The organism is Pseudomonas sp. CFBP 13711, from assembly GCF_014842265.1.
Taxonomy (GTDB): Bacteria; Pseudomonadota; Gammaproteobacteria; order Pseudomonadales; family Pseudomonadaceae; genus Aquipseudomonas.
Window position 1 is genome coordinate 459,038 of the sequence record NZ_JACYVI010000001.1, and the last position, 21,962, is coordinate 480,999.

A 21,962-nucleotide genomic window follows, 5' to 3' on the forward strand; every position below is an offset into this window, starting at 1 on the left:
CTCAAGGAGAAAGTAAGTAGCCGCTGCGGTAGGCTTCGGTGCCGGCGACATGGGCGATGACCATGCCGGCGGTCGCCATGCGTCGCAATGAGCGGGCGTACATAAGGCCAGCGTTGGCCGTGTGGATCGGGGTCACCGTGTCGCTGATCGGGTCGATGACCTCAGCGATCAGTTGCCCCGCCTCGACGTATTCGCCGGGCAGTGTGCAGAACACCAGCAGACCGCCGACCGGCGTGGCAACAGGTTCGACGCCCGCCAGCGGAGTCGCCGGGTAAATCAGTTCAGGGGGAGCAACCGGCTCGCCGGCAATGGCGCCATGGTGCATCAGGTAGCTGATGATCGCCTGGCAATCGCGGCTGGCGAGAGCGTGATTGACATCCCCCTGGCCGCGCAACTCCACTGTCACGGAAAAACTGCCCAGCGGGATCGGGAAGCGCTTGGCAAACCGCTGCTGCAGTTGCCACCACACCAGCGTGAAACATTCGTCGAATGACTGCCCGCCAGAGTCGGTCGCCAGCAGGCTCGCCTGGGCGCCGAGATAACGCGACAGTGCTTCGACCTGCGGCCAGGCCTCGGGCGTGGTGTACAGGTGCTCGACGGATTCGAAATCACAATGCAGGTCCAGCACCACATCAGCGTCACAGGCCAGCCGTTGCAACGTCAGGCGCTGGGACTCCAGTTGGGTGCTGCCGACGCAGTTATTCAGTGCGGCCAGCAGGGTTTTGCGAATCAGCGTGACGTTGCCCTTAGGGTCATCGGTTAGCAGCGCTTCGACTTCATCCCCCACTTGCTGGCCGAGGTCGACGAAGCGGCGATTGAAATTCTGCCCGCTCTCAAGCTCGTAACGGCCCAGCGGCATGTCCATCAGGACCTGTTCCAGGCCGACCGGGTTGGCCACCGGAACGACCACCACTTCGCCGAGCAACTGGCCCGCGTTTTCAAGCTCGGCCAGTCGCTGCTTCAAGTACCAGGACACCAGCATGCCCGGCAGTTCGTCGGCGTGCAGGGACGACTGGATATAAACCTTGCAGGCGCCGTTTTCCGGGCCGTAGTGAAAGCTGTGGATCTGCCGCGCGGTGCCGGGCACCGGGGCCAGCAGATCATGGGTCTGGTGTCGCATGCAGGGTTCCTAGTGAGTCGGGCCGAGGAAGGCCAGCCAGCGGCGTTCAGCCAGTCGGAACAGGCCCACCAGAATGAACGTGACCGTGAGGTATATCAGCGCCGCGATGCCAAACGACTGGAACGTCAGGAAGGTGGCCGAGTTGGCGTCGCGCGCGACCTTGAGGATGTCCGGCACGGTGGCGGTGAAAGCCACGGTGGTCGAGTGCAGCATCAGGATCACTTCGTTGCTGTAATAAGGCAGCGAACGGCGCAGCGCCGACGGCATGATCACATAGGCGTACAAGCGCCAGCCGGTCAGGCCGTAAGCCTTGGCCGCCTCGACTTCACCGTGGTTCATGCTGCGAATGGCGCCAGCGAAGATTTCGGTGGTGTAGGCGCAGGTGTTCAGCGCGAAGGCGAGGATGGTGCAGTTCATCGCGTCACGGAAGAACGCGCCGAGCATTGGCTGCTCACGTACGGCGGCGATGCTGTAGATCCCGGTGTAGCAAATCAGCAACTGGATATACAGCGGCGTTCCGCGGAACAGGTAGGTGTAGAACTGCACCGGCCAGCGCACCAGCGGATTGCGCGATACGCGGGCGATGGACAGAGGAATCGAAACGACAAAGCCAATGGCGATGGAGGCACTGAGCAGCCACATCGTCATGGCCAGGCCGGTGATGTTCTGACCGTCCGTATAAAGGAAGGCGCGCCAGTATTCTTGCAGCAACTCGATCATCGTTGAGCCTCCCGGCTGCCAGCGGCATAACGCCGTTCGGCCCAGCGCAGGGCGAAGTTGGACACGCTGGTGATGACCAGATAGATCAGTGCGGCGAGTACCAGGAAGTAAAACAGCTGATACGTGCTTTTACCCGCGTCCTGCGCGGCCTTGACCAGATCGGCCAGACCGATGATCGACACCAGCGCCGTGGCCTTGAGCACCACTTGCCAGTTGTTGCCGATGCCGGGCAGGGCGAAGCGCATCATCTGCGGGAAGACCACCATGCGAAACCGTTGCGAACGGCTGAGCCCGTAGGCCGTGGCGGCTTCGACCTGACCGCGCGGTACGGCAAGGATCGCGCCGCGGAAGGTCTCGGTGAAATACGCGCCATAGATGAAGCCCAACGTGATGACGCCGGCAGAGAAAGGGTCGATTTCGATGTAATCCCATTCCATCGCTTCGGTAAGCGTGGTCAGCCAGGTTTGCAGGCTGTAGAAGATCAGCAGCATCAGCACCAGGTCCGGTATACCCCGGATCAGCGTGGTGTAGATCTGGGCCGGAACCCGCAGCACGGCGGCTTTTGACAGTTTGGCACTGGCGCCCAGCAGGCCGAGCACAATGGCCAGCAGCAGCGACATTACCGATAATTTGACGGTCATCCAGGTGCCTTGCAGCAACAGCGGGCCGAAGCCTTTCAGGCTGAATGCTGACAGTCCCAGGTTTTGCAGGAGAGTTTCGAACATGTGCAACCTATACAGTCAATAAAAACGCCCGTTAACTTCAGCAGCGGATTCTGGCTGAAATCAACGGGCGTCTGTTTGCTTATTTACCGCTGTACAGATTCAGATCGCCGAAGTGCTTCTTCTGGATCTCGGCGTACTTGCCGCCATCGTGTAACGCTTTGATACCTTTGTCCAAAAGCGCTTTCAGGTCCTTGTTACCTTTCGAGATGCCGACGGCCGTTTTGGCTGGCAGCAGGGGATCGTCGATTGGCTTGCTGACTTCGTAGTCAGCGCCTTGTGGCGACTTCAGGAAGCCCAGCTCGGCTTGCAGCATGTCTTGAACCGAGGCGTCCAGACGACCCGAAACGAGGTCGGCATACACCTGATCCTGGTTGGCATAGGCCTGGGTTTTCACGCCCGCCTTGTCCAGAACGGCCTTGGCGTAGGCTTCCTGGATGGTGCCCTGCTCGTAACCCACGGTTTTGCCTTTGAGCGACGCAGTGTCAGCGGTCAGGCCGGAACCTTTTTTGTAGACCAGCGAGGTAGGGCCGGAGAACAGTTCGCTGGAGAAGTCGATGACTTTCTCGCGGGCCGGGGTCACGGTCATGGAGGAGATCACGCCGTCGAACTTGTTGGCTTTCAGGCCCGGAATCATGCCGTCGAAATCGCTTTCGACCCACTTGCACTTGACCTTCAGTTCAGCACAGATCGCGTTGCCCAGATCGATATCGAAGCCCACCAGGCTGCCATCGGCGGCTTTGGATTCGAATGGCGCATAGGAAGGATCGACGCCGAAACGCAGCTCCTTGTATTCCTTGGCCATTGCGTTACCGGCGGCCAGACAGATGGCGAGTGCGGAAAGGGTCAGCCATGCTTTTTTCATCGTTCAGTCCTTAAAACCAAATTGAGCGTTGGGAACACGCGAAGGCTTGCTACCGGCAAAAGCCAGACCGTAAATAGACAGCAATTTCCGAACCAAACAAACGAACGCGCGTTTTAAATGTACGGAGTTGTCGCAATGATGACTTAGAGCCATCTTTTGTCTTTTTTTGAGGCCCCGCAGGCACCGGCAGAGTAGCCGCATCCCGTTGAGAGTGGGCGAAAAAGTTGCAGCCTCAAAGGTCTGCAGCGGTGCTTTTAACAGCTGAGGGGAGATTCGAAACGCCTTGTGGGGCGTGCCGTTGAGAGACTGGGGCTTGCAGTGCGCCCTATTTCAGCGCATTCGACACGGGCGCGAGCCGGCCTCGCGCACCGCGACGGTGCTCAGGCCAGCAGGTCCTGAAGCGTCGCCAGGCTGTCGGCTTCGGCAACGGGTTTGTCGAGGCGCCACCGCAGCATCCTCGGGAACCTGACGGCAATGCCGCTTTTGTGCCGTTTCGACAGGGCGATGCCTTCGAAGCCCAGCTCGAATACCAGGGTCGGGGTAACACTTCGGACCGGGCCGAACTTGTCGACGGTGGTCTTGCGGATGATCGCATCGACTTTGCGCATCTCTTCGTCGGTCAGGCCTGAATACGCTTTGGCGAAGGGCACCAATGTCCGTTCGCTGGATTCCGGCGGGCCGTCCCAGACCGCAAATGTGTAGTCGCTATACAAACTGGCGCGGCGGCCGTGCCCGCGCTGGGCGTAGATCAAAACCGCATCGACGCTGAACGGGTCCATTTTCCACTTCCACCACACGCCCATGTCCTTGGTGCGCCCGACGCCGTACAGCGAGTCCCGCGCCTTGAGCATCATGCCTTCCACGCCGAGACTACGTGACGCCTCGCGCTGCCGGCCGAGGTCGAGCCAGTCAGTGCCCGTCAGTACGGGAGACGGCATCAGCACCGGGCTCCGGGCGTTGGCAATGACCGTTTCCAGCTGCGTGCGCCGCTCATGTTGCGGGCGGCTGCGCCAGTCGTGGCCTTCCCATTCCAGCAGGTCGTACGCCAGCACGACGACCGGCACGTCTTCCAGAATCTTCTTGCCGAGGGTTTTGCGGCCGATCCGCTGTTGCAGCAGAGCGAAGGGCTGCACCGACGGCGTCGCTTCGCCGGGCGTGCCTGGGGCTGGGGTGTCCAGGGCGAATTCGCCTTCCTCGGCATTCTCCGCAGCCGGGGCTTTCCAGACCACGATCTCGCCGTCGATCACCGTGCCGTCGGGCAGGCATTGGGTCAGGCTGTGCAGTTCGGGGAAGCGATCCGTGATCAGTTCTTCGCCTCGCGACCAGATCCACAGGCGACCTTCGCGCTTGACCACCTGGGCGCGGATGCCGTCCCACTTCCATTCCACCTGCCAGTTTTCGGCGGCGCCCAGCAGGTTCTCGAACTGGTCGACCGGCTGCTGCAGCGCATGGGCGAGGAAGAAGGGGTAGGGCTGGCCACCCCGCTGCGCGTGTTCGTCGGCCGACTCTTCGGCGATAAGCTTCAAATAGCCTTCGGCGCTGGGGCGGTGGGAAAGATCGGTGTACCCCACCAGCCGCTGGGCCACGCGCTTGCTGTCGATATCGGCCAGCGCGGCGAGGGCGCGGGTCACCAGCAGCTTCGAAACACCGACGCGGAAACTGCCGGTGATCAGCTTCAGGCAGACCATCAGGCTTTGCGGGTCCAGTTGCGACCAGAACGTCGGCAGGCGCTCGAGCAATTCTTCCGGGGGCAGGCCACGCAGGGGCAGCAGATGGTTTTCCATCCAGCTGGCCAGGCCTTCCTCTGAGCTGTGCTCGGCTTTAGGGAGCAACAGCGACAGGGTTTCCGCCAGATCGCCTACCGCCTGGTAACTCTCCTCGAACAGCCATTCCGGCAGTCCGGACAGCAACAGCGCCTGCTCACGCAACATGCGCGTCGGCACCAGTTGCCGTGGGCGTCCGCCGGACAGGAAGTACACCGCCCACGCGGCGTCTTCGGGGGCGGCCTTGCTGAAATAGGCTTTCATGGCCGCCAGTTTGGCGTTGCTGGAGGTGGTGGCGTCCAGGTCGGAATACAGCTCGGCGAAGGCCTTCATGACGAGGCCTCGCCTGTCGATGCAGGTTCGGGTGCGGGTTCGGTCTTGGCCGCTGCGTCGTCCTCTTCGTCGCCGTATTCGGTGGAAAAGCCTTGGGCGTCGAGGCCCAGTTCCCGCAGGTAGCGCACCAGCACGGCCACCGAGCCGTGGGTGACCATCACTCGCTCAGCGCCGGTGTTTTCGATGGCCCAGAGCAGGCCGGGCCAGTCGGCATGGTCCGAGAGGGCGAAGCCGCGATCGACGCCGCGCCGACGTCGTGTGCCGCGAAGCATCATCCAGCCGCTGGCGAAGGCGTCGCTGAATTCGCCGAATCGGCGCATCCAGGTGCTGCCGCCGGCGGATGGCGGTGCGACGATCAGGGCGCTGCGCAAGGCGGGGTCGGTTTTTTTGAAGTCACCGGCGTAGTGGGTTTCCGGGATGCGCACGCCGGCCTCGCGGTAGACGCGGTTCAGCGGCTCGACGGCGCCGTGGACGAGGATCGGGCCGATGCTGGGGTCGATGCCGTGGAGGATGCGTTGGGCTTTGCCGAATGAATAGGCGAAGAGGACGCTGGCTTTGCCGGCGGCGGCATTGGCGCGCCACCATTCGTTGATGCCGGCGAAGATTTCCGATTGGGGCTGCCAGCGGTAGATCGGCAGGCCGAAGGTGGATTCGGTGATGAAGGTGTGGCAGCGCACGGGTTCGAAGGGTTCGCAGGTGCCGTCGGGTTCGACTTTGTAGTCGCCTGAGGCGACCCAGATTTCGCCCTGGTATTCGAGGCGGACCTGGGCGGAACCGAGGACGTGGCCGGCCGGGTGAAAGCTGAGTTTGACGCCGTGGTGGGTGATGCTTTCGCCGTAGGCGAGGGTCTGAAGGTTGATGTCCTGGCCGAGTCGGGAGCGCAGTATGCCTTCGCCGGGTGCGGCGGCGAGGTAGTGTTCATTGCCGGTGCGGGCGTGGTCGCCGTGGGCGTGGGTGATGACGGAGCGTTCGACCGGGCGCCACGGATCGATGTAGAAATCACCGGGCGGGCAGTAGAGGCCTTCGGGGCGGGCAATGACGAGATCCATGGTTTGACCGGGTTTGGGGACTTGTCAGGTAGAGCGGTGGCGGGGCGCAGAAGTTCGGGGTTTTGAAGCAAGATCAAGATCAAGATCAAGATCAAGATCAAGATCAAGATCAAGAGCGTCGGCCTAACGGCTCGACTGTTTCGCCTTCGGCGAGTTACTTGGAAAAGCACCCCAAGTAACCAAGGGTGCTTGCTCTAGGTTGGGCCCGACTTCGTCGGGTTCCTTCACTCCGGTCTCGCTCCGTGGGCCCGCCGCCATCCGCCATCCATGGCGGGGGGCGGCTCTCTCGGCATCCATGCCGCTCGGCCCACTCCACGAGACCTGCGTTCAGCCTGCACCAAAGTCGCGTTTGGCGGTGAATGGGCTTTTTGTGTATGAAGATCAAAAGCGAAAAGCAGATCAAAAGCAGATCAAAAGCTTCCCGGCTAAAGCCGGTCCTACTGACAGAGCGCATGCTTTTTGTAGGACTGGCTTTAGCCGGGAAGACGGCCCCACTGGCTGCATGCGTTGCTTTTAGTGGGACCGGCTTTAGCCGGGAAGGCGCCAGTTCAGGCGGGCGAAGGCCGATGAAGCGACGCCGTCCCCGTGGGAGCGAGCTTGCTCGCGAATGCTGTTGATTGTGCACCCTGGTAGCCGTAGCCAGGTCCGCAGTCAGCCGCTTAGACTGTCCCCTCTTTCTGTTTTCAAAGGACGAATCCAGTGAATGTTGCTGTTGATCAGGTGGTGATCCATCGTTTTACCGAGGCCCATATCGAGGGTGTCACTGCGTTGTATAACGACCCCAGTGTGTGTCGTCAGGTGCTTCAGATGCCGTATCAGTCGGCCGATGTCTGGCGCAAACGGCTGGCGGGGGCGGATGACCGTTCGGTGAAGCTGGTCGCTTTGCATCAGGGTCATGTGATTGGCAACATCGGTCTGGAACAATACGCGCGCATTCGCCAGCGTCATGTGGGCGCCATCGGCATGGGCGTGGCGGCGGGGTGGCAGGGCAAAGGGGTGGGGTCGCGGCTGATGGCCGCCGTGCTTGAAGTCGCGGACAACTGGATGAACCTACACCGAGTTGAACTCACCGTGTTTGCCGATAACGAAGCCGCTTTGGCGCTGTACCGCAAATTCGGCTTCGAAACCGAAGGCCGCCTGCGGGACTACGCCATACGCGACGGCGTCCTCGTCGACGCCATCAGCATGGCGCGATTGAAATAACCGCGCTTTAGAAAGAGCGACGCTGATTGTCACAGGCTGCATACCCACGCGGCGCGTGGGTACAATCATCCTGACTCAGCGGAAGGGCATAATTCGGGAGCGAATTAATTTACGGTGAAGCGTAGTAAATAAATCAGTCCCACTAAATCCCCTTGAACGATCAACAGCATTTGCGAGCAAGCTCGCTCTTAAAAGAACGGTGTCGTGTCATCAACCTTCGCTTGCCTGAGCGAGCGTCTTCCCGGATGAAGCCCGTCCCATCGAAAAAACTCTACAACGAGAGAGCGACCTATTCTATTACCACTGATTCACAGGGTAACAGCCGAAAGCATTATCCTGTCACACGCTAACAGGGGATTTGAAAGTGATCTTCTTGATATGTGCTGAAGGCATTGGCGTTCCGTCGGGTCGACCACTACCACCTGCTACCAAATCCGTGATATAGCCATCAACTGTACCGGTCTCAAGATTTATTCCGTCTATATGGAGGGTGCCATCAAGCCCCATTCCACCGCTGGTGTAATGAAAGCTACCTCCCTCGACGAGTAATATGGATACCCGATCTACCGGAATCTGATGATCGCCAGGCGTCAGGTTGAAGCCAGCGTTAAAGTCGATTCGGAGCACCCAGTCTGTAGGCTTGGTCTCTCCCCGGACATTATTTCCATAAAGATAATTTTTAGTCAGATAAGCATAGTGCAATTTTATTCGGTTACCATCACCATCCTTATCTAAAAAGATTTCTGCCGGCTCAGAATCAACCTTGTCTAGGCTAACCTCTAGCTGTTTTGCAATATTCGCGTCCATATGACATCTCCTTATTTGAATTAAAAAACTAACGCAAATAGTCGTTGGCGTAAAGTATATACATGGACCCTTTCGAAATAGCGTTCATAGCTTTAATCGCTATACAGTTTAAACAACACCGAGCGCCTGGCCCTCATCCTCAAGAATCCTTCCATAAAAAAGCCCCGCGTCTCTCAACGCGGGGCTTCCGTTTACAGCCGACTAAACCATCACACCACAGCCGTCTGCCCACTCATCGCCAGATCCAGCAACTCACGGTTAGCGACCGCATACATCGCATAATCGTTACCGCTTGCCGCACGCAACTCCACCAACATCGCGCGCCAGCGCTCGACCATCGGCAAATGCTGCTCCAGCCACAGACTCAAACGCTCCTCGACATCCGCAGGACCATTCGCCATCTGCAACACCGACACCGTAATCGCCCGCTGCTGCCAATCGATATCATCACGGAACGCCTCACGGGCCAGCGCCTGCCAGTTGTTCTCCACCGGCAACGCACTGATCTGCTGCAGATACCACGTCACATCCAGCGAACTGCCCACCGCGAAATACACCTTCGCCACATCCGCTGCATTCTGACCGGTCACATCAGACGCCTCGATGATCGGCAACAGCGTGTACAAATGACTCGTACCCGCCACCATCCGCGCCAGCAACTCCGGCACGCCGGCCGCCACGTACTCCTGATAACGCGTCTGCCAGACCTCACGGGTCGGGCCTTCCAGCAACTCGTCCAGCTTCAGACCCAGCGCCGCGATGTGCGGACCGAAGTGCGCCACATCACGCGCCGCGTCCAGCTCGTTGCGACGGCTGCGCAGGAACCAGCGCGTCGCGCGACGGCCCAGACGCATCAGCTCATCCATCAACGCCAGTTGAATCTCGGCCGGGACCTTGTAGTCCAGCGCCTCGATCTGACGGAACCAGTGCGGGAGGTGGAAAATGTCACGCACGATCACGTAAGCACCGGCCACGTTGGCCGCGGTCATGCCGGTCGACTCTTTGAGCCGCTGCACGAACGTGATGCCCATGTGATTGACCAGGTCGTTGGCGATCTGCGTGCTGACGATTTCGCGCTTCAGACGGTGACGACGCATCGACTCGGAGAACTTCGCACCCAGTGACGGCGGGAACGCCGTCTCCATGTCGCGGGCCAGGTAGTCGTCATCCGGAACGCGGGATTCCAGCAGCGCTTCCTTGAGGTCGATCTTGCTGTAGGAGATCAGCACCGACAGCTCGGCCCGGGTCAGGCCCTTCTTCTCGGCGATGCGCTCGGCCAGTTGATCTTCCGCCGGCAGGAACTCGATGGCGCGGTCCAGCTTGCCGCGCGCTTCCAGGTCGCTCATCAGGCGCTTGTACTCGGCGATGCGCTCGTAGGCACGGCGCTCCGCCAGGGACAGGGCCTGGGTCTGCTTGTAGTTGTTGCCGAGAACGAGGTTGCCCACTTCGTCGGTCATGCTTTCGAGCAGCAGGTTGCGCTGCTTCTCGGTCATGTCGCCGGCCTGGACCACTTCGTTCAGGAGGATCTTGATGTTTACTTCGTGGTCGGAGCAGTCCACACCACCGGCGTTGTCGATGAAGTCGGTGTTGGTCGCGCCGCCCATCAGGCCGAATTCGACACGGCCCAGCTGGGTCATGCCGAGGTTGCCGCCCTCGCCCACCACTTTGCAGCGCAGCTGATTGCCGTTGACGCGCAGTGCGTCGTTGGCCTTGTCGCCGACGTCCGCGTGGGATTCGGTGCTGGCCTTGACGTAGGTGCCGATGCCGCCGTTCCACAGCAGATCCACTGGCGCCTTGAGCAGCGCGTGCATCAGTTCGGTCGGGGTCAGCTTGTCAGCGGTGATGTCAAAGCGCGCTTTCATCTGCGGGGTGATCGCGATGCTTTTCGCGCTGCGCGGGAAGATACCGCCGCCTTCGGACATCAGGCTGGTGTCGTAATCGGTCCACGCCGAACGCGGCAGGTCGAACAGACGCTGACGCTCGACGAAGCTGCTCGCCGGGTCCGGATTCGGATCGATGAAGATATGCAGGTGGTTGAAGGCCGCCACCAGCTGAAGCTTGTCGGACATCAACAGGCCGTTGCCGAACACGTCACCGGCCATGTCGCCGACGCCGATCACGCTGATGCTGTCCTGCTGTACGTTGATGCCGCGCTCGCGGAAGTGGCGTTGCACGCCGACCCACGCGCCCTTGGCGGTGATGCCCATTTTCTTGTGGTCGTAACCCGCCGAGCCGCCGGAAGCGAAGGCGTCGCCGAGCCAGAAGCCGTAGTCGATGGCGATGCCGTTGGCGATGTCGGAGAAGGTCGCGGTGCCTTTGTCGGCGGCGACGACCAGGTACGGGTCATCGTCGTCGTGGCGCACGACGTTGGCCGGCGGCACCAGCGCGCCTTCTTTCAGGTTGTCGGTGATGTCCAGCAGGCCGGAAATGAAGAGACGGTAGCAAGCGATGGCTTCGGCCTGAATCTCGTCGCGGGTCCCGGTGGTCGGCAGACGACGGGGCAGGAAGCCGCCCTTGGCACCGACCGGCACGATGACCGAGTTCTTCACTTGCTGGGCTTTGACCAGACCCAGCACTTCGGTGCGGAAGTCTTCCTCACGGTCGGACCAGCGCAGGCCGCCACGGGCCACGTTGCCAAAGCGCAGGTGCACGCCTTCGACGCGTGGCGAGTAGACGAAGATTTCGAACTTCGGCACTGGCTTCGGCAGCTCTGGGATCAGGCGCGGGTTGAACTTGAAGCTGAAGTAGCTCTTGCTCTGGCCGTTGGCGTCGGTCTGATAGAAGTTGGTGCGCATGGTCGCCTTGATCAGGTCAAGGTAGCGACGCAGGATGCGGTCTTCGTTGAGCACTTGCACGCCGTCCAGCGCGGTCAGAATGGCCTGTTCCAGACGCTGCTGCATGTCGTCGAGGTCGCCGCCGCTGAGCTTGCGCGCCAGGTAGAAGCGGGTCTTGAACAGACGCGTCAGTTCGCGGGCAATGTCGGCGTGGTTGTTCAGCGTGCTGGCGATGTAACCCAGGTCGAAGCCCAGACGGATCTGCTTCAGGTAACGCGCGTAGGCACGCAGCAGCGCCACGTCGCGCCACGGCAGACCGGCCGTCAGCACCAGACGGTTGAAGGCGTCGTTTTCGGCTTCGCCACGGACGATGTGGACGAAGGCGTCCTGCAGCGTGTCGTTGAGCTGTTGCAGGTCCAGTTTCAGACCTTCGCCATAGGTGAACGCGAAGTCGTGAATCCAGAATTCGCGGCCATTCGTGTGGCGCAGGCGGTACGGGAATTCACCGAGCACGCGCAGGCCAAGGTTTTCCAGAATCGGCAGCACGTCGGACAGCGCCAGCGGCGTGTCAGCGTGGTACAGCTTGCAGTGCAACTGCGCCTTGTCGCCCGACAGCGGCTGGTAAAAGCTCATCACCAGCGGATTGGCTTCGGACAGACTCAGCACGTGTTGCATGTCGACCACGGCGGAATGCGCGGCGAAACGCTCGCGGTAGCCTGCCGGGAAACCTTTAGGGAAGTCGGCCAGCACGTTGGTGCCCTGGGCTTCACCGAAGCTTTCGATGACCAGACTGGCGTAGTCGTCTTTCCACGAACGGCAGGCCTGGATGACTTCGTTTTCCAGCTGCTGCGGGTCGATGTCGAGGGTGACTTTCGGGTCCACACGCAGGATCAGCTGCACGCGCGCCAGTACCGACTCGGAGAAGAAGGTCCAGAACTCGCAGTCGGTCGCCTTCAGGCGATCCATCAGCACTTGCTGGATCTTCTGACGGACTTCGGTGGAGTAGACGTCGCGCGGCACGTAGGCCAGGCAGTAGCAGAAACGGCCGTAGGGGTCTTTGCGCAGGAACACGCGGATCTTGTTGCGCTCCTGGATCTGCACGATCGACATGACGGTGGTGAACAGCTCGTCCACCGGGGTCTGGAACAGGTCATCGCGGGGCAGCACTTCAACCACCTGCGCCAGTTCCTTGCCCAGGTGGGCCTTGGCGTCGAAGCCGGAACGGCGCTCGACTTCGGCAACCTTGCGGCGGATGTACGGAATGGCGCGCACGCTTTCGCCATACACCGACGAGGTGTACAGGCCCATGAAGCGCGATTCCTTGATGACCTTGCCGTCGGCGTCGATCTGGCGGATCGACACGTAGTCCGGGTACGCCGGGCGATGCACGCGGCTCGGGTGCGCGGCTTTGGCGAAGGACAGCAGGGTCGGCTCCTGCAGGTATTTCACTGCATAGCCTTCGATGTGCAGGTCTTCGGCAGTGAGCCCTGCGCGCAGCAGTTTGGTCAGACCGAGGAAGGACGACGGGTCGTAATGAAGCTGACCGCCCTCGCCTTCGTCGTCGACGGTAAATTCTTCATAGCCGAGGAAGGTGAAGTGGTTGTTCACCAGCCACTCGAGGAACACCTTGACCTCGGATTTCTCCTCGGGGTCGATGTTGTATTCGGTGGCGTCGATGCCGACCAGCAGCTCGTGGAGCTTGGCTTTCATCGGCTCGAAGTCTTCAACGGCAACGCGGACTTCGCCCAGCACCTGCTCCAGTTCGCGGGCGAGCACGTTCAGCTCCGCGGCATTGGCGCAACGGTCGATCTCCAGGTACATCAGCGATTCTTGCAGGACGTCGTCGCCGGTGGTGCCTTTTGGCAGCAGTTCGAGCAACTGGCCTTTCGCGTCACGGCGGACGCTCAGCACGGTGGTCTGCAGCGTGTGGATGCTGTAACCGCGGCGGTTCAGTTCGGTACGCACCGAGTCGACCAGAAAGGGCAGGTCGTGGTGCAGGACTTCGACGGCGGTGTGGGTGGACTGCCAGCCGTGACGTTCGTAATCGGGGTTGTAGACGCGGACCTGGGGCGTGCCGTGCTCGAATCGTTCGAGCAGGCGCCAGGCCGAGAGGGTGCAACCGGCCAGGTCAGAGAGTCTGCGCTGGGTGAGTTCGTCGAGGGAGATGATGCCGAAGAATTGGTCGGCGAACAGCGCCACTTGTGGCAGTGCCTGTTCGCTGATGTGCTGAGCCAGTGCCGCTCGCAGTTGGTGCTGGAAGTCGGACTTGCTGGCTGCGGTGAAGAACGCCATCTGTGGTACTCCGATTGGCTTGAGCTTTTATATAGGAGAGATGCGTGTGTCGGGTGGAGCTTGTGTGTTTGTCTCGTTTGCGTCTGGTCGATGATAGTCAGCATAACGTGACAGGGGGCGTCGCGTTTCGCGTTGCCTGTTTTTACTAACGCTTTTGGTGTGTGTGCCGTCACATTTGTTCGGCGTGGGTGCAGCTTAACGAGTGGCGCCCTGAATCTGCTTGCGATGCTGCGACATATTCGGACATCGGGTTGCAGGCCTGGACCTGCGGCGTGGCTTAGTGCGCCAGGATCAAGGGCGTCGGCCTGGCGGCCTCGGTTTCGCCTTCGGCGAGTTACTTTTAAAAAGCACTAAAAGTAACCAAAAGTGCCTGCTCTCGGTTTGGCCCTTCCTTCGTCAGGGTTCCTTCACTCCGGTCTCGCTCCGTGGGCCCGCGCCGAACGGACATCCATGTCCTGACGGCGCTCTCGCCGCATCCATGCGGCTCGACCCACTGCGCGAAACCTGCGTTCAGCCTGCACCCAAGTCGCGATTGGCGGTGACTGGACTTTTTGCGTACGAAGATCAAAAGCAAAGCTTCCCGGCTAACGCCGGTCCTACAGTCAGCGCCAATCCCACTGGATGTACGCAGTGCTTTTTAGTGGGACCGGCTTTAGCCGGGAAGAGGCCGGTTTGGTCGCTGTTAATAATGGAGCGAACGCATCAGGTCAGGCTCCACCCAACCACTCGGCCCGTCACCCACCGCAATCTTCAGCAAATCTCTCACAGGACTGGCAAAATCCATCCCTGCCCTGAACCCATCCACGGGAGTTACCGCCATGCAAATGACCACCGACAGCTTCATCTATAACCCATGCGACGAGGAGGAGGATGATATGGCGCTGGCCTGCTGCCATGGCAGCAGCACCGGTGATCTGTTTCTGCTCGCGCGTTTCCCCGATGAGGATGAGGTCGATATCACGTTTCGTGACGACACGATCCATGTCGAAGACAACATCACCGTCACCCTGAGCGCCACCCGGCTGTTGGTCGAGATCGACGCCAACGATGCCGAACCCCTGGGCGGCGACACCACGTACGACATTAGCCACAACACACCTGACAGTGAGTTGACCGACCTGGACGCCACGTTGCGGATCATCCTCAACGGTGTCGGGACGTACGTCAGCCAGATCAACTGAGACCCCGGCAGCACCGGGCGGCAATTGACGCAAATGTAAGACAGTTCTTGTTTTAGCCCAGTCCTTTGCTGAAAAGCCGAAAAAACCCGCCGGCCGATTAGTCGGCGCCCCTGCGATGGATTAAAGTAACGCCCCCAGCTTCGGCGCCACTTGGCGCTGCTGCCTCTCCTGCCAGGAACTGTCATCGATGGAACATCGTGAAGCGTTGATCGCGCTGCGGACCTTTCTCTCCACCCAGATTCTCGGGCAGGAGAAACTGGTTGAGCGCTTGCTGATCGCGCTGTTGGCCGACGGCCACATGCTGGTCGAAGGCGCGCCGGGTCTGGCGAAGACCAAAGCGATCAAAGAGCTGGCGGAAGGCATCGAAGCGCAGTTCCATCGCATTCAGTTCACCCCCGACCTGCTCCCGGCCGACATCACCGGCACCGAGATCTATCGTCCGGAAACCGGCAGTTTCGTGTTTCAGCAAGGCCCTATCTTCCACAATCTGGTGCTCGCCGACGAAATCAACCGCGCGCCGGCCAAGGTGCAATCTGCCTTGCTGGAAGCCATGGCCGAGCGTCAGGTCAGTGTCGGGCGCAGTACCTACGACCTGTCGCCGCTGTTTCTGGTGATGGCGACGCAGAACCCCATCGAGCAGGAAGGCACCTACCCGCTGCCCGAAGCGCAGCTCGATCGTTTTCTGATGCACGTCAAAATCGGCTTCCCGGACGCCACCGTCGAACGCAAGATTCTCCAGCAGGCCCGGGGCGAAGCGCTCAATGGCGAGACCAAGCCCGAGCGCCGGGTCAGCCAGCAGGCGATTTTCGCCGCGCGCAAGGAAATCCTCGGCCTGTACATGGCCGATGCCGTCGAGGAATACCTGGTGCAACTGGTGATGGCGACCCGCACGCCGGCCAAGTTCGATGCCGAGCTGGCCGAGTGGATCGGTTATGGCGCCAGCCCCCGGGGCTCGATTTCCCTGGACCGCTGCGCCCGGGCCCATGCGTGGCTGGCCGGGCGGGATTTCGTCAGCCCCGAAGACATCCAGGCGATGGTCTTCGACGTGCTGCGTCATCGCATCATCCTGTCGTTCGAAGCGGAAGCAGCCGGCATCGATCAAGACCGTGTGATCCAGCGCATTCTCGACGTCGTGGCCGTCGCCTGAGCCCATGCAACCCTATCTGATCTCCCAACCGGGCATTCGCATCAGCCTCGCCGACCTTATTGAGATGCGTCATCGCGTGCGGGAGGTGCAGCTGTTTTCAACGCCCAGCCAGCGCAGCCCGCTGATCGGTCTGCACCACTCCAAGCTGCGCGGGCGCGGCGTCGACTTCGATCAGGTCAGGGTCTATCAGGCCGGCGACGACGTCAGGACCATCGACTGGCGCGTCACCGCCCGCACGCAAGAGCCCCACACCAAACTGTTTCACGAAGAACGCGAGCGGCCGATTTTCATCATGGTCGAGCAAAGCCGCCGCCTGTTTTTCGGCTCCGGGCTGATGTTCAAATCAGTTCTCGCCGCCCAAGCCGCCGCGTTGGTGGGATGGGCTGCGCTGGGCCACAACGACCGGGTCGGCGGGCTGGTGTTTGGTGACAACGAGCATTACGAAATCAAACCGCGACGCAGCAAACAAAGCCTGCTGCAACTGCTGAACCGGCTGGTGCGGGTCAATCAGTCGCTGCACACCGAGGCCGCTGCCGACCGCGACACCTTCGGCGTGGCGCTGCGGCGCGCGCGGGAAGTCATGCGTCCGGGCAGTCTGGCGATCATCCTGTGCGACGAGCGCGCGTTGTCCGACTCCGCAGAACAACAGCTGACTCTGCTGTCACGGCACTGCGACCTGTTGCTGCTGCCGCTGTCCGATCCGCTGGATCACGCGTTGCCCGCCGCCGGTTTACTGCGCTTCGCTGACCGGGGCGCGCACCTTGAACTCGACACGCTGAACGCCGACTTGCGTCAGAGCTACCGTGCCCAGGGCGAGGCGCGTCAGGCGCGCTGGGAATTGCTGGCGCAGAAGCTGCGCGTGCTGATGATGCCGCTGAGCACCCAGCGTGAAATGGTCGAGCAACTGCGCGAATACCTCAACGGCCAGCGCCCGGTAAAACAACCATGAGTGCGCTGGACCAGCTGCAACCGCTGATCCTGCCGGAGCCGGTCGGGTTCTGGCCGCCCGCGCCGGGCTGGTGGCTGCTGCTGATTCTGCTGCCGGCGCTGGGCTACGGCCTGTGGCGCGCGCGCAAACTGCTGCCAAAAAAGGCCAGCAACGACACCGTCGAGCCACTGGACCCCTTGCGCCAAGCCGCACTGGTCGAACTCGCGCAGATGCCCAAACCCTACGACGGCGCCCCGGCCGGTGCCTGGCTGCAACAGATCAACGGTCTGCTCAAGCGCCTGTGCCGCAATCACTACCCCTACAGCCAGAGCCACACCCTCAACGGCCGCAAATGGCTGGCGTTTCTCGACAACCGCTGTCCGGCCGCCGGCCTCACGCGCTGGATGATCCTCGTCGAGGGCGCCTACAAGCCGGAATGCAAACTCGATGACAAGGCCATCAACGGCCTGACCCAGTCGGTCGAGACCTGGATTCGCAAGCATGTTTGAATTCGCCTGGCCGTGGCTTTTCGCCCTCCTCCCGCTGCCGTGGGTGATGCGCTTCGTGCTGCCCGCCGCAGACAGCGGCGAAGCGGCGTTGAAAATCAGCTTTCTCCCCGAGCTGGAAGGCCTCGCCGGTCGCCGCGCCCGAACCCGTTTGCCGGGCTGGCGGCGTCAGTTGCCGTTCATTACCGTCTGGCTCCTGCTGCTGGTCGCTGCCGCCCGCCCGCAATGGCTGGGGGAGCCGTTGCCGGTTGCCGCCAGCGGGCGCGATCTGTTGGTGGCGGTGGACGTGTCGGGGTCGATGGATTACCCGGACATGGTCTGGAAAAACGACGAGGTCAGCCGGCTGACCCTAGTGAAAATGCTGCTGGGAGACTTTCTTGAGCACCGTCAGGGCGATCGCATCGGCCTGATTCTGTTCGGCAGTCAGGCGTACCTGCAGGCGCCGCTGACCTTCGACCGCAAGACTGTGCGGGTCTGGCTGGACGAAGCGCGCATCGGCATTGCCGGCAAGAACACCGCCATTGGCGACGCGATCGGGCTGGCGTTGAAGCGTCTGCGCCAGCGTCCGGCCCAGAGCCGCGTGCTGATTCTGGTCACCGACGGTGCCAACAACGCGGGCCAGATCGACCCGCGAACCGCCGCGCGTCTGGCCGCCAGCGAAGGCGTGAAAATCTACCCGATCGGCATTGGCGCCGATCCCGACAAAGGCGCCACCAGCATTCTCGGCCTCAACCCCAGCCTGGATCTGGACGAGCCTGCGCTGCGGGAAATCGCTGCGGTCAGCGGTGGGCAGTATTTCCGCGCGCGCAATGGCGCCGAACTCGCCAGCATCGGCAAGGCGCTGGACCGGCTGGAGCCCGTAGCGCAACAACCGACCCAGGCACGTCCGGCGCGGGCGCTTTATCACGTACCGCTGACGATGGCGCTGTTGTTGAGCCTGCTGCTGGTGGTTCAGGAGCGCTGGCCGAACAACGCGGTTTATCGCTTCTTCGCGCGCCGGCCGACGATTGCGTGGCGTACGCAGTGGCGTCAGCACTTGAAGCGCCTGACGAGGCGCCCATGATCGAATTCCTCTCCGGTCTCTGGCCCCACTGGTCACGCCCAGGCTGGCTGCTGATGCTGCCGGCGCTCGGCTGGCTGTTGTGGCGGTTATGGAATCGGCAGAAGCGCGTCGGGCGCTGGCAGATGATTATTCCCAGTGCCTTTCATTCCGCCCTGCTCAGTGGTGGCGGCGGTCGGGAAAGCAAATTGCCGTGGGTAGTGCTGGGTCTTGGCTGGTTGCTGGCGCTAGTGGCACTGCTCGGGCCGAGCTGGCAGCGGGTTGAGCAGAACAGCCAGCGGCCGGTCGATCCACTGGTGGTGATGCTGGAGCTGACCCCGGAAATGCTCGCGGCTGACAGCCCGCCCACCCGACTCGAACAGGCGCGACGCAAGTTGCTCGATCTGTTGCAGGCGCGCAGCGATTCACAGACCGCGATCATCGTGTATGCCGGCAGCGCCCACACGCTGGTGCCGCTGTCCGATGATCTGGCGACCAGCAAAAACCTGCTGGATGCGATCAAGCCGTCGATCATGCCTGAAGCCGGCCAGCGCGCGGACCTTGCCGTGCGCAAGGCGCTGGATTTGCTGGAACAGGGTGACCTGGGCCAAGGGCGGCTGCTGTGGATCGGTTCGTCCCTCAGCGACGCCGAGCGTCAGGGCATTCGCACCGCCATGACCGGCCGCGATGCCCCTCCTTTACTGATGCTCGGCGTAGGCACCGCGGAAGGCGCGCCGGTCACCCAGGAGAAAGGCGGCTTCCTGAAGGACGCCCAGGGCGGCATCCTTGTGCCGCGTCTGGACGGGCCGGTGCTCAAGGATTTCGCCGACAGCATGGGCGGTCGTTACGCCTCGCTGCGCCTGGACAATCAGGACCTGAACGACCTCGGCCTGCTGGACGGTCCGAAGAGCCTGATCAGCCAGGGCCAGAAGGTGCGGCTCGACCGCTGGGCCGATCAGGGCTACTGGTTGCTGCTGCCGCTTCTGCTGCTGGCCGGTTGCGCCGGGCGACGCGGTTGGTTGCTGTGCCTGCCGCTGTTGCTGATGGCCGTGCCGCAACCCAGCTATGCCTTCGGTTTCGAAGACCTGTGGCGCCGCCCCGACCAACAGGGCGAACACTTGCTCAAGCGTCATCACCCGGCGGAAGCCGCGCGGCATTTCGAAGACCCGCAGTGGCAAGGCGTCGCGCTGTATCAGGCTGGTGACTACGTCGGCGCCGTCCAGCGCTTCGCCAAGGGCAGCAGCGCCGCCGACCATTACAATCGCGGCAATGCGCTGGCCCGAAGCGGTGAGCTGGAAGCCGCCATCGACGCCTATGAACAGGCGCTGGAGCGACAACCGGATTTCCCGGCGGCGTCAGCCAACAAGGCGTTGGTGGAGCAGGTGCTGGAGCAGAACAAGGCGTCGAACCAGGCGAAAGCGGACGAGAAGGCGAAGAGTGACGAGAACGCCGACAATGCCCGCGAAGGCAATACCGGACAGTCGTCATCGAGTGCGCCGTCAGCCCAGCAGGATGCCGATGCCGACCGCTCGGCCAGCGATCAGCAAAGCGCCGCCGACGAGCAGGCTTCCGGTGCAGGGTCCGACAGCGACGAGCCGGCGCGTGCCTCCGGCAAACCGGCCGACGGACAGATCGATGGCGAGCAGAAACAGGCGCTCGAACAATGGCTGCGGCAGATCCCCGACGAACCCGGTGAGCTGATGCGGCGCAAATTCTGGTACGAACAACAGCAGCATCAGGAAAAAACCCGATGAGTCGTCTGCACAGGTTGCTGATCGCAGGAATGTGGTGCCTGTTCGCCCTGGTGGCGCCGTTGGCCCAGGCCGACAGTGCAGGCTCCACGCTGCAATCCAGCGTTGACCGCACACGCGTCAACACCGGCGAAACCGTCGAACTGACCCTTGAAACCGACGACGCGACCGTCTTCGGCCGACCGGACATGAGCGCGCTGGACGCCGACTTCGAGGTCCGCGACACCCGCCAGCTCAACAGCCTGACCACGCTGGAAGGCAATGTTCACGCGACGACCCGCTGGCTGATCACGCTGATGCCGCGCCACAGCGGCTCGATTGAAATCCCTCCGCTGAAGCTGGGCGAAATGACCAGCCAGCCGATCGTGCTGCAAGTGGTCGACGTCGGCCCCGCCGCCCAGGGTCAGGAGCAGAAGCTTGCGCCGGTATTCATGGAGGCGAGCCTTGACCAGGACAGCGTGTATGTTCAGGCGCAGGTCTTGCTCACCGTGCGCATCTACCACTCGGTGTCGCTGTTCGACGACAGCAGCCTGACACCGCTGCAAGTGCCCGACGCGCGCATCGAAAAGCTTGGCGACACGCGCACGTACGAGAAGCAGATCAATGGCATTCGCCACGGCGTGATCGAAATGCGCTATGCGCTTTACCCGCAGCACAGCGGTGCGCTGACCATCCCCGCCCAGGCGTTCAGCGCCACGCTGGTTCAGGACACCACCGACGCCGCTGCGGCCGCCGCCATGGCGCCCGGCGCGATTGCCAGCGGGCCGAAACCGGGCCGACTGATGCACGTGACGTCGCTGCCCCTGACCCTCGACGTGAAGCCGCAACCGGCGCACTACCCCGCCGATACGCCATGGCTGCCGGCGCGCAGCGTCAGCCTCAGTGAAAACTGGAGCCCGGAACCTGCCCATAGCCAGGTCGGCGATTCCCTCACCCGCACCCTGCAATTGAAGGCCGAAGGGCTGTCCAGCGCGCAATTGCCGCCGCTGCCTGCCACCGACGTCAGCGCGTTGCGGCGCTACCCGGACCAGCCGCAACTGAGCAATCAGGCCGGTGAGCGCGGCTTGACCGGCGTGCGTGAGGAACGAGAGGCGCTGGTGCCCAATCGTCCCGGCGCCATCGAGATTCCCGCTGTCGATCTGGTCTGGTGGAACACCCAGGAAGATCACCTGGAGCACAGCGCCCTGCCCGCCCGCACCTTGCAGGTCAGCCTCAATCCGGCGTTCGCCGTGGACACGCCCGTGAGCGATAACGGTAATGTGACGGTGATCGGTCCGCCGGTGTGGCCGTGGCAGTTGAGCACGGTGCTGTTGAGTTTCACCACGCTGCTGGGCTTCGGCCTGTGGTGGCGCGGGCGGTGGCAACCGGCACTGGCCCGGGTCGCGCAAACGGGGCCGAGTCCGCGTACAGTGCTCGACGACCTGAAACGCGCGTGCCTGGCCAACGACCCCCACGCGACCCGCCAGGCGCTGGACGCCTGGGCCCGTCAACAACCGGAAACCCTGGCCGACATGGCCGCGCGCTTCGTGCCGCTGTCCCATGCGCTGGACGGATTGAATGGCGCGCTGTACAGCGAGACCGAAAAACTGTGGCTGGGCGAAGACCTCTGGCGCGCCGTGAAGGCGCTGCCCGCCATTGAAAACCCTCAGGACCCGAACGGAGGCGACAGCCTGCCGCCGCTGTATCCAAAATGATTTCCATCGATCAGCGCGTTTTCCGGCAACACTGGAAAACAGGCTGATCGTTAAACCAAGGTACCCCC

The 21,962-nt window shown here is 62.1% G+C and carries 16 protein-coding genes; 8 read left to right on the forward strand and 8 right to left on the reverse strand.

Annotation, left to right across the window (positions count from 1 at the left end; translation table 11 throughout):
• Position 1: 1 nt before the first annotated feature.
• The 6 genes from IFT47_RS02105 to IFT47_RS02130 form a co-directional block, all read right to left on the reverse strand.
• The gene (locus IFT47_RS02105; protein ID WP_192171577.1) at positions 2-1,120 is read right to left on the reverse strand and encodes a succinylglutamate desuccinylase/aspartoacylase family protein; all 1,119 of its coding nucleotides are present in this window, start codon (positions 1,118-1,120) and stop codon (positions 2-4) included.
• A gap of 9 nt (positions 1,121-1,129) precedes the next feature.
• Positions 1,130-1,840 (reverse strand): ABC transporter permease, encoded by a 711-nt coding sequence (locus IFT47_RS02110; RefSeq protein WP_192171576.1) that lies wholly within the window; start codon positions 1,838-1,840, stop codon positions 1,130-1,132.
• A complete protein-coding gene (locus tag IFT47_RS02115) occupies positions 1,837-2,565 on the reverse strand; it encodes an ABC transporter permease (protein WP_172609418.1) in 729 nt (242 codons plus the stop codon). The genes IFT47_RS02110 and IFT47_RS02115 overlap by 4 nt, the downstream gene beginning before the upstream one ends.
• A gap of 79 nt (positions 2,566-2,644) precedes the next feature.
• The gene (locus IFT47_RS02120) at positions 2,645-3,427 is read right to left on the reverse strand and encodes a transporter substrate-binding domain-containing protein (RefSeq protein WP_192171575.1); all 783 of its coding nucleotides are present in this window, start codon (positions 3,425-3,427) and stop codon (positions 2,645-2,647) included.
• A 380-nt stretch (positions 3,428-3,807) separates the two neighbouring features.
• Positions 3,808-5,523 (reverse strand): ATP-dependent DNA ligase, encoded by a 1,716-nt coding sequence (locus IFT47_RS02125; RefSeq protein WP_192171574.1) that lies wholly within the window; start codon positions 5,521-5,523, stop codon positions 3,808-3,810.
• Entirely contained in the window at positions 5,520-6,572 is a 1,053-nt protein-coding gene (locus tag IFT47_RS02130) for a ligase-associated DNA damage response exonuclease (RefSeq protein ID WP_192171573.1), read from the reverse strand. Before IFT47_RS02130 ends, IFT47_RS02125 begins: the two co-directional genes overlap by 4 nt.
• 699 nt (positions 6,573-7,271) lie before the next feature.
• Between IFT47_RS02130 and IFT47_RS02135 the strand changes: the two genes are divergently transcribed.
• On the forward strand, positions 7,272-7,775 hold the full coding sequence (locus tag IFT47_RS02135; RefSeq protein WP_192171040.1) for a GNAT family N-acetyltransferase: 504 nt from the start codon (positions 7,272-7,274) through the stop codon (positions 7,773-7,775).
• Between the two features lie 339 nt (positions 7,776-8,114).
• On the opposite strand, the gene IFT47_RS02140 is transcribed toward IFT47_RS02135, so the two are convergent.
• Both IFT47_RS02140 and IFT47_RS02145 read right to left on the reverse strand, forming a co-directional pair.
• Positions 8,115-8,582, reverse strand: coding sequence for a hypothetical protein (locus IFT47_RS02140; RefSeq protein WP_192171039.1), 468 nt, complete (start codon positions 8,580-8,582; stop codon positions 8,115-8,117).
• A 209-nt stretch (positions 8,583-8,791) separates the two neighbouring features.
• Positions 8,792-13,648: an NAD-glutamate dehydrogenase gene (locus IFT47_RS02145; RefSeq protein ID WP_192171038.1), complete on the reverse strand. Its 4,857-nt coding sequence runs from the start codon at positions 13,646-13,648 to the stop codon at positions 8,792-8,794.
• An 818-nt stretch (positions 13,649-14,466) separates the two neighbouring features.
• On the opposite strand from IFT47_RS02145, the gene IFT47_RS02150 reads away from it, so the two are divergent.
• The 7 genes from IFT47_RS02150 (at position 14,467) to IFT47_RS02180 (ending at position 21,894) form a co-directional block, all read left to right on the forward strand.
• Complete coding sequence (locus tag IFT47_RS02150) at positions 14,467-14,829, forward strand: hypothetical protein (RefSeq protein ID WP_192171037.1); 363 nt, start codon at positions 14,467-14,469, stop codon at positions 14,827-14,829.
• Between the two features lie 187 nt (positions 14,830-15,016).
• Positions 15,017-15,976: an AAA family ATPase gene (locus tag IFT47_RS02155; protein WP_037013687.1), complete on the forward strand. Its 960-nt coding sequence runs from the start codon at positions 15,017-15,019 to the stop codon at positions 15,974-15,976.
• 4 nt (positions 15,977-15,980) lie between these two features.
• Positions 15,981-16,925 (forward strand): DUF58 domain-containing protein, encoded by a 945-nt coding sequence (locus IFT47_RS02160; protein WP_172611290.1) that lies wholly within the window; start codon positions 15,981-15,983, stop codon positions 16,923-16,925.
• The gene (locus IFT47_RS02165) at positions 16,922-17,413 is read left to right on the forward strand and encodes a DUF4381 domain-containing protein (protein ID WP_192171036.1); all 492 of its coding nucleotides are present in this window, start codon (positions 16,922-16,924) and stop codon (positions 17,411-17,413) included. Before IFT47_RS02160 ends, IFT47_RS02165 begins: the two co-directional genes overlap by 4 nt.
• On the forward strand, positions 17,406-18,473 hold the full coding sequence (locus IFT47_RS02170) for a vWA domain-containing protein (RefSeq protein WP_192171035.1): 1,068 nt from the start codon (positions 17,406-17,408) through the stop codon (positions 18,471-18,473). The genes IFT47_RS02165 and IFT47_RS02170 overlap by 8 nt, the downstream gene beginning before the upstream one ends.
• Positions 18,470-20,203, forward strand: coding sequence for a VWA domain-containing protein (locus tag IFT47_RS02175; protein WP_192171034.1), 1,734 nt, complete (start codon positions 18,470-18,472; stop codon positions 20,201-20,203). Before IFT47_RS02170 ends, IFT47_RS02175 begins: the two co-directional genes overlap by 4 nt.
• Positions 20,200-21,894, forward strand: coding sequence for a BatD family protein (locus IFT47_RS02180; protein WP_192171033.1), 1,695 nt, complete (start codon positions 20,200-20,202; stop codon positions 21,892-21,894). Before IFT47_RS02175 ends, IFT47_RS02180 begins: the two co-directional genes overlap by 4 nt.
• Positions 21,895-21,962 lie beyond the last annotated feature (68 nt).

What these genes read in the sequence shown, in the direction of transcription:
- IFT47_RS02105 (WP_192171577.1), bottom strand. Translation starts at nt 1,120, where the DNA reads ATGCGACACCAGACCCATGATCTGCTGGCCCCGGTGCCCGGCACCGCG.
- IFT47_RS02110 (WP_192171576.1), bottom strand. Translation starts at nt 1,840, where the DNA reads ATGATCGAGTTGCTGCAAGAATACTGGCGCGCCTTCCTTTATACGGAC.
- IFT47_RS02115 (WP_172609418.1), bottom strand. Translation starts at nt 2,565, where the DNA reads ATGTTCGAAACTCTCCTGCAAAACCTGGGACTGTCAGCATTCAGCCTG.
- IFT47_RS02120 (WP_192171575.1), bottom strand. Translation starts at nt 3,427, where the DNA reads ATGAAAAAAGCATGGCTGACCCTTTCCGCACTCGCCATCTGTCTGGCC.
- IFT47_RS02125 (WP_192171574.1), bottom strand. Translation starts at nt 5,523, where the DNA reads ATGAAGGCCTTCGCCGAGCTGTATTCCGACCTGGACGCCACCACCTCC.
- IFT47_RS02130 (WP_192171573.1), bottom strand. Translation starts at nt 6,572, where the DNA reads ATGGATCTCGTCATTGCCCGCCCCGAAGGCCTCTACTGCCCGCCCGGT.
- IFT47_RS02140 (WP_192171039.1), bottom strand. Translation starts at nt 8,582, where the DNA reads ATGGACGCGAATATTGCAAAACAGCTAGAGGTTAGCCTAGACAAGGTT.
- IFT47_RS02145 (WP_192171038.1), bottom strand. Translation starts at nt 13,648, where the DNA reads ATGGCGTTCTTCACCGCAGCCAGCAAGTCCGACTTCCAGCACCAACTG.
- IFT47_RS02150 (WP_192171037.1), top strand. Translation starts at nt 14,467, where the DNA reads ATGCAAATGACCACCGACAGCTTCATCTATAACCCATGCGACGAGGAG.
- IFT47_RS02155 (WP_037013687.1), top strand. Translation starts at nt 15,017, where the DNA reads ATGGAACATCGTGAAGCGTTGATCGCGCTGCGGACCTTTCTCTCCACC.
- IFT47_RS02160 (WP_172611290.1), top strand. Translation starts at nt 15,981, where the DNA reads ATGCAACCCTATCTGATCTCCCAACCGGGCATTCGCATCAGCCTCGCC.
- IFT47_RS02165 (WP_192171036.1), top strand. Translation starts at nt 16,922, where the DNA reads ATGAGTGCGCTGGACCAGCTGCAACCGCTGATCCTGCCGGAGCCGGTC.
- IFT47_RS02170 (WP_192171035.1), top strand. Translation starts at nt 17,406, where the DNA reads ATGTTTGAATTCGCCTGGCCGTGGCTTTTCGCCCTCCTCCCGCTGCCG.
- IFT47_RS02175 (WP_192171034.1), top strand. Translation starts at nt 18,470, where the DNA reads ATGATCGAATTCCTCTCCGGTCTCTGGCCCCACTGGTCACGCCCAGGC.
- IFT47_RS02180 (WP_192171033.1), top strand. Translation starts at nt 20,200, where the DNA reads ATGAGTCGTCTGCACAGGTTGCTGATCGCAGGAATGTGGTGCCTGTTC.